The organism is Pseudomonas sp. (assembly GCF_037994325.1).
Lineage (GTDB): Bacteria > Pseudomonadota > Gammaproteobacteria > Pseudomonadales > Pseudomonadaceae > Aquipseudomonas.
The window spans coordinates 1-5,814 of sequence record NZ_JBBNAH010000379.1 but is presented as its reverse complement, the minus strand read 5'-3'; the positions used below and the strand labels follow the sequence as shown (position 1 = coordinate 5,814).

Sequence of the window (5,814 nt, the reverse complement as noted above, 5' to 3'; positions counted from 1 at the left end):
TGCAGGTACTGCCGAATCTGGTACTGCCCTATAGCCGTATGGTGATCATTGGTTTCGCCCTATTTGTAGTGGTGCTGACCTGGCTGCTGCTAAACAAAACCCGCCTCGGCCTGAACGTTCGCGCCGTTACGCAAAACCGCAATATGGCCGCCTGCTGCGGGGTGCCTACCGGCCGCGTGGATATGCTCGCCTTTGGCCTGGGCTCCGGCATCGCCGGCCTGGGCGGCGTGGCCTTGAGCCAGATCGGCAACGTTGGCCCGGACCTTGGCCAGAGCTACATCATCGACTCGTTTCTAGTGGTGGTGCTCGGCGGTGTCGGCCAGTTGGCCGGCAGCGTGATGGCGGCCTTTGGTCTGGGCATTGCCAACAAGATTCTGGAACCGCAGATCGGCGCCGTACTGGGCAAAATCCTTATCCTCGCGTTGATCATTCTGTTTATTCAGAAGCGTCCGCAGGGCCTCTTTGCACTTAAAGGTCGGGTGATCGATTGAACCAGCCAATGAGCCTTACGCTGGCGCAAAAAGCCGGCCCCAAACTGACCCTCGGCGTGGGCGCCGTGGTGCTCGCCATTCTGATTATTCTGCCGCTGCTGCACCTGCTGCCGGCGGATAACCCGCTGCAAGTGTCGGCCTACACCCTGACGCTGGTGGGCAAGATTCTTTGCTACGCCATCGTTGCCCTGGCGCTGGATTTGGTCTGGGGTTACGCCGGCTTGCTGTCGCTCGGCCATGGCCTGTTCTTTGCCCTTGGCGGCTATGCCATGGGCATGTACCTGATGCGCGAAAGCGCCGGGGATGGCTTGCCGGCCTTTATGGTGTTTTTGTCCTGGACCGAATTGCCGTGGTACTGGACCGGCACCCAACACTTCCTCTGGGCCATGTGCCTGGTGGTGTTGGCGCCTGGGTTGCTGGCGCTGGTGTTTGGCTTCTTCGCCTTTCGCTCGCGGATCAAGGGTGTGTACTTCTCGATCATGACCCAGGCCCTGACCTTCGCCGGCATGCTGCTGTTTTTCCGCAACGAAACCGGTTTTGGCGGCAATAACGGCTTTACCAACTTCCGCACCATTCTTGGCTTCGACATCACCGCCCCCGGCACGCGCACGGCGTTGTTTCTGGCGATCGTCGCGCTGTTAGCCGCCAGCCTGTTCCTTGGCTGGCGCCTGGCGAAAAGCAAATTTGGCCGGGTGCTGACCGCCCTGCGCGATGCAGAAAACCGCCTGATGTTCTGCGGCTACGACCCACGCGGCTACAAGCTATTTATCTGGGTACTGAGCGCGGTGCTCTGTGGCCTGGCCGGGGCCTTGTATGTGCCGCTGGTGGGCATTATCAACCCCAGCGAAATGTCGCCGACCAACTCCATTGAGGCCGCTGTGTGGGTAGCCCTGGGCGGGCGTGGCAGCTTGATCGGCCCGGTGCTTGGCGCCGGTCTCGTTAACGGTATGAAGAGCTGGTTTACCGTGGCCTTCCCCGAGTATTGGCTGTTTGCCTTGGGGGCCTTGTTTATCTTGGTGACGCTGTATCTGCCCAAGGGTGTGATCGGCCTGCTGCGTAAAAAAGGAGAGCAATAATGCGCGCCACTCCTGTTCCTGAATTTATGCTTGAGCCGGCGTTTAACCCCAACGTCAGCCCCAACAGCGACGCCGGCACCAGCCGCGATGCACTGGGCCTGGGCCGCGCTGCCGGTCCCGGTTTGGATGTACGCCACGGCACCATCCTGACCCTGGAAGATATCAACGTCAGCTTTGATGGCTTCAAGGCACTGACCAACCTCAGCCTGTACATCGGCGTAGGCGAACTGCGCTGCATCATCGGCCCCAACGGCGCCGGCAAAACCACGATGATGGACGTAATAACCGGCAAAACCCGCCCCGACAATGGCAAAGCCTACTTCGGCGAAACCCTTGACCTGACGCGCATGAGCGAAGTGCAAATCGCCCAGTCCGGCATTGGCCGCAAGTTTCAGAAGCCGACGGTATTCGAAGCATTGAGCGTGTTTGAAAACCTCGAACTGGCTCTGAAAACCGACAAATCGGTATGGGCCAGCCTGCGCGCCAAATTGAGCGGCGAGCAGCGCGACCGTATCGATGAAGTGCTGACCACCATCAAACTGGAAAGCTCGCGCCACCGCGCTGCCGGACTGCTGTCCCACGGGCAAAAACAGTTTCTGGAAATCGGCATGCTGCTGATGCAAGACCCGCAACTGCTGCTGCTCGACGAACCGGTAGCGGGCATGACCGACGCCGAAACCGAATTTACCGCCGAACTGTTCAAATCCCTGGCGCGCAAACACTCGCTGATGGTGGTGGAGCACGACATGGGCTTTGTCGGCTCCATCGCCGACCACGTCACCGTACTGCACCAAGGCAGCGTACTGGCCGAAGGGTCGCTGGCGGATGTGCAGGCGGATGAACGGGTGATTGAGGTTTATCTGGGGCGCTAAAAAGCCCCTCACCCCCTGCCCCTCTCCCGCAAGCGGTAGAGGGGAGACCAGCCAACCGCGATCAGTCCCCTCTGCCCGCTTGCGGGAGAGGGTTAGGGTGAGGGTTTGCTCCTCGCTCCACCCGGATAAAAAGGACACCACCCATGCTACAAGTCGAAAAACTCCACCAATTCTATGGCGGCAGCCACATTCTCCGTGGCCTGTCGTTTGAAGCCAAAGTCGGCGAAGTCACCTGCCTGCTGGGCCGTAACGGCGTGGGCAAAACCACGCTACTCAAATGCCTGATGGGCCTGATCCCTTCAAAAGAAGGCGCGGTGCAGTGGGAAGGTAATGCCATCACTGGCTTTAAACCGCACCAACGCGTGCACGCTGGCATCGCCTATGTGCCGCAAGGGCGGGAAATTTTCGGGCGCCTGACGGTGGAGGAAAACCTGCTGATGGGCCTGTCGCGTTTCCCCGGTTCACAAGCCAAGGTGGTGCCCGAATTTATCTACGAGCTGTTCCCGGTGCTCAAGGAAATGAAACAACGCCGTGGCGGCGACCTCTCCGGTGGCCAGCAGCAACAGCTCGCCATTGGCCGCGCCTTGGCCAGCAACCCGCGCCTGTTGATTCTCGACGAACCCACCGAAGGCATTCAGCCGTCGGTGATTAAAGAGATTGGCGTGGTGATCAAAAAGCTCGCCGCACGCGGCGATATGGCGATTCTGCTGGTTGAGCAGTTTTACGATTTTGCCGCGGAGTTGGCCGACCAGTATTTGGTCATGTCGCGGGGTGAGATTGTGCAGCAGGGCCGCGGCGAGACCATGGAGGCCGACGGCGTTCGCGGCTTGGTCGCGATCTAAACGTAGGGTGTGCTCCGCGCACCAAGCGATCCAGCGGCGAACGCAACGGTGCGCATAGCACACCCTACGAGGCGAACTCCTGCTCGGTTTTGGCGAGCTGGCGTTTGACGCTGTCCAAATGCAGCCGCGCGCTCTCGGCATTGCCGATCAGCATTTGTTTACTCGCCGCACTGGCGATCTCGTGCGAAACCGCCTTTAGCGCCCGGCCACTGCTCATTGCTTTAAGCTGCACCTCGGCGGCGCGCTCCAGGTAATAGAGGTCGTCCCAAGCCTCTGCAATGCTTGGCCCGAGCACCAGCGGGCCATGGTTTTTCAGCATCAGCACATCGGCATCGCCGGCCGCGCGGGCGATGCGTTCGCCTTCGGCATTGTCCAGGGCCAGACCGTTGTAATGCTCATCCACCGCCAACCGTCCGTAAAACTTCAACGCCGTCTGCCCGGCCCACACAAATGGCTCGCCTTCGAGCATGCACAGCGCGGTGGCATTGGGCATATGGGTGTGAAAGGCCGCCGTCGCCCGTGGGTTAAGGCGGTGCAGTTGGGCGTGGATAAAAAATGCCGTGGCCTCGGGCTTGCCCTCGCCCATCACCACGCGGCCGTGGAAGTCGCAGATCAATAGCGACGAGGCGGTGACTTCGGCGAATGCCAACCCGTAAGGATTGACCAAAAACAGGTCGGGGTGGCCGGGCAGCACCACGGAAAAGTGATTGCAGATGCCCTCACCCATGCCCAAGCGCGCCGCCATGCGAAAGCAGGCCGCCAGGTCGATACGCGCGGCGCGAATGGCGGGGGTGTTGAGGTCGGCGGCGAGTACCTCGGCGGCGGGGGCGCGGGTGAGTTCGAAGGCGTGGGCCATGGTGGGCTCCTGGGTGAAGGGCGATGGGGCAAGACTAGCGGGGTTGGGAGGAATGAGTAGGGGCAGATATGGGAGAGCAATGGGCCAGATAGATTGGTGGTGGGCTCAGCCCTCTCCCCTAGCCCCTCTCCCGCTTGCGGGAGAGGGGCTAGGGGAGAGGGCACCCTGAAAAAGAACAACCCTGACCCACCCATTCCCCCCATCTGGCCCTACGACCCGCCGCTATTTATTCCTAAGGTGAGCCCATTCCAGCGCACACGCTATGAGGCCCGCCATGAGCAACCCGATCTCCAACGAATACGTTCACGCCCTCGACCGCCAATTTGTGTTCCATTCCTGGTCGATCCAGAGCGCCCTCAATCCGTTGGTCATCGCCGGTGGTCAGGGCTGCACGCTGTGGGATTACGACGGCAAGCAGTACCTGGATTTCAGTAGCCAACTGGTCAATACCAACATTGGTCACCAGCACCCCAAGGTGATTGCCGCCATTCAGGAACAGGCCGGCACCTTGGTCACCGTGGCGCCGGCCACCGCCAATTTGATGCGCGGTGAAGCGGCCAAACGCATCCTGTCCCACGCGCCAAGCAATTTCAGCAAGGTGTTCTTTACCAACGCCGGTGCCGACGCCAACGAAAACGCGATGCGCATGGCCCGTCAGTTCACTGGGCGTGACAAGGTGCTATCGGCCTACCGCTCCTACCACGGCAGCACCGGCTCGGCGATTGCCGCCACTGGCGACCTGCGCCGGGTACCCAATGAATTCGCTCGCGGCCACGTGCACTTTTTTAATCCCTACCTGTACCGCACCGAGTTCTACGCCGGCAACGAAGAGGAAGAATGCGAGCGCGCGCTGCAACACCTGCGTCGCGTGATCGAGTGCGAAGGCGCCAATTCGATTGCCGCCATTTTGCTGGAAAGCGTGCCGGGCACCGCCGGCATTCTAGTGCCGCCCAAGGGCTACCTAAAGGGCGTGCGCGCGCTGGCGGACGAGTTCGGCATTGTGCTGATTCTCGACGAAGTGATGGCCGGTTTTGGCCGCACGGGTGCCTGGCTGGCGCTGGATAACTTCGACGTGGTGCCCGACCTGATCTGCTTTGCCAAAGGGGTGAACTCCGGCTACGTACCGGCCGGCGGCGTGCTGATTTCCCAGCCGATTGCCGAGTTCTACGAGAACCGCTTTTTCCCAGGCGGCCTTACCTACTCCGGTCACCCGCTGGCCATGGCGGCGATTGTGGCCACGCTGGATGTGATGGCCGAAGAAGGCATCGTCGACAACGCCCGCATGATCGGCCAGGAATACCTCGGCCCAGGCCTGAAAGCGCTGGCGGCCAAACATGCGTTGATTGGTGAAGCACGTGGGATTGGTTTGTTCTGGGCCTTGGAAATGGTCAGCGACCGGGCCAAGAAAACCCCATTGGCGGCGCCGGTGATGGGCCAGATGAAAGCCGCTTTCCAGGCGCGCGGCTTGCTCACCTTCGTGGTGGAAAACCGTATTCACGTGGTGCCGCCGTGCATCGTTAACCCCGAACAAGTCGCCCAGGCATTGGCAATTTTTGACGAAGTGATTGGCGAGTTTTCGCGCAAACACGCCGGGTAACGGCCTGTTGCTTTCGAACCTCGCACTTGATTGACGGCCCCTGGATCCCCGCCTGCGCGGGGACGACGGGTGTTTGGGTG

At 60.8% G+C, this 5,814-nt stretch carries 5 protein-coding genes and 1 pseudogene; 5 read left to right on the top strand and 1 reads right to left on the bottom strand.

Annotated features, from left to right (window positions below):
• From AAAB16_RS12865 to urtE, 4 genes and pseudogenes are all read left to right on the top strand, one after another.
• Positions 1 to 491: pseudogene (locus tag AAAB16_RS12865) on the top strand (urea ABC transporter permease subunit UrtB); the annotation flags it as partial.
• Positions 488 to 1,567, top strand: coding sequence for an urea ABC transporter permease subunit UrtC (gene urtC, locus AAAB16_RS12860; RefSeq protein WP_340663678.1), 1,080 nt, complete (start codon positions 488 to 490; stop codon positions 1,565 to 1,567). The pseudogene AAAB16_RS12865 and the gene urtC, both read left to right, overlap by 4 nt.
• Positions 1,567 to 2,439 (top strand): urea ABC transporter ATP-binding protein UrtD, encoded by an 873-nt coding sequence (gene urtD / locus AAAB16_RS12855; protein WP_340663677.1) that lies wholly within the window; start codon positions 1,567 to 1,569, stop codon positions 2,437 to 2,439. Before urtC ends, urtD begins: the two co-directional genes overlap by 1 nt.
• A gap of 143 nt (positions 2,440 to 2,582) precedes the next feature.
• Positions 2,583 to 3,281, top strand: a complete 699-nt coding sequence (urtE, locus tag AAAB16_RS12850) for an urea ABC transporter ATP-binding subunit UrtE (RefSeq protein WP_340663676.1) — start codon at positions 2,583 to 2,585, stop codon at positions 3,279 to 3,281.
• 64 nt (positions 3,282 to 3,345) lie between these two features.
• On the opposite strand, the gene AAAB16_RS12845 is transcribed toward urtE, so the two are convergent.
• On the bottom strand, positions 3,346 to 4,137 hold the full coding sequence (locus tag AAAB16_RS12845) for an aldolase (protein WP_340663675.1): 792 nt from the start codon (positions 4,135 to 4,137) through the stop codon (positions 3,346 to 3,348).
• Between the two features lie 274 nt (positions 4,138 to 4,411).
• Between AAAB16_RS12845 and AAAB16_RS12840 the strand changes: the two genes are divergently transcribed.
• Positions 4,412 to 5,734, top strand: a complete 1,323-nt coding sequence (locus AAAB16_RS12840) for an aspartate aminotransferase family protein (RefSeq protein ID WP_340663674.1) — start codon at positions 4,412 to 4,414, stop codon at positions 5,732 to 5,734.
• The last annotated feature ends 80 nt before the right edge of the window (positions 5,735 to 5,814 follow it).

What these genes read in the sequence shown, in the direction of transcription:
- AAAB16_RS12840 (WP_340663674.1), top strand. Translation starts at nt 4,412, where the DNA reads ATGAGCAACCCGATCTCCAACGAATACGTTCACGCCCTCGACCGCCAA.
- urtE (WP_340663676.1), top strand. Translation starts at nt 2,583, where the DNA reads ATGCTACAAGTCGAAAAACTCCACCAATTCTATGGCGGCAGCCACATT.
- urtD (WP_340663677.1), top strand. Translation starts at nt 1,567, where the DNA reads ATGCGCGCCACTCCTGTTCCTGAATTTATGCTTGAGCCGGCGTTTAAC.
- AAAB16_RS12845 (WP_340663675.1), bottom strand. Translation starts at nt 4,137, where the DNA reads ATGGCCCACGCCTTCGAACTCACCCGCGCCCCCGCCGCCGAGGTACTC.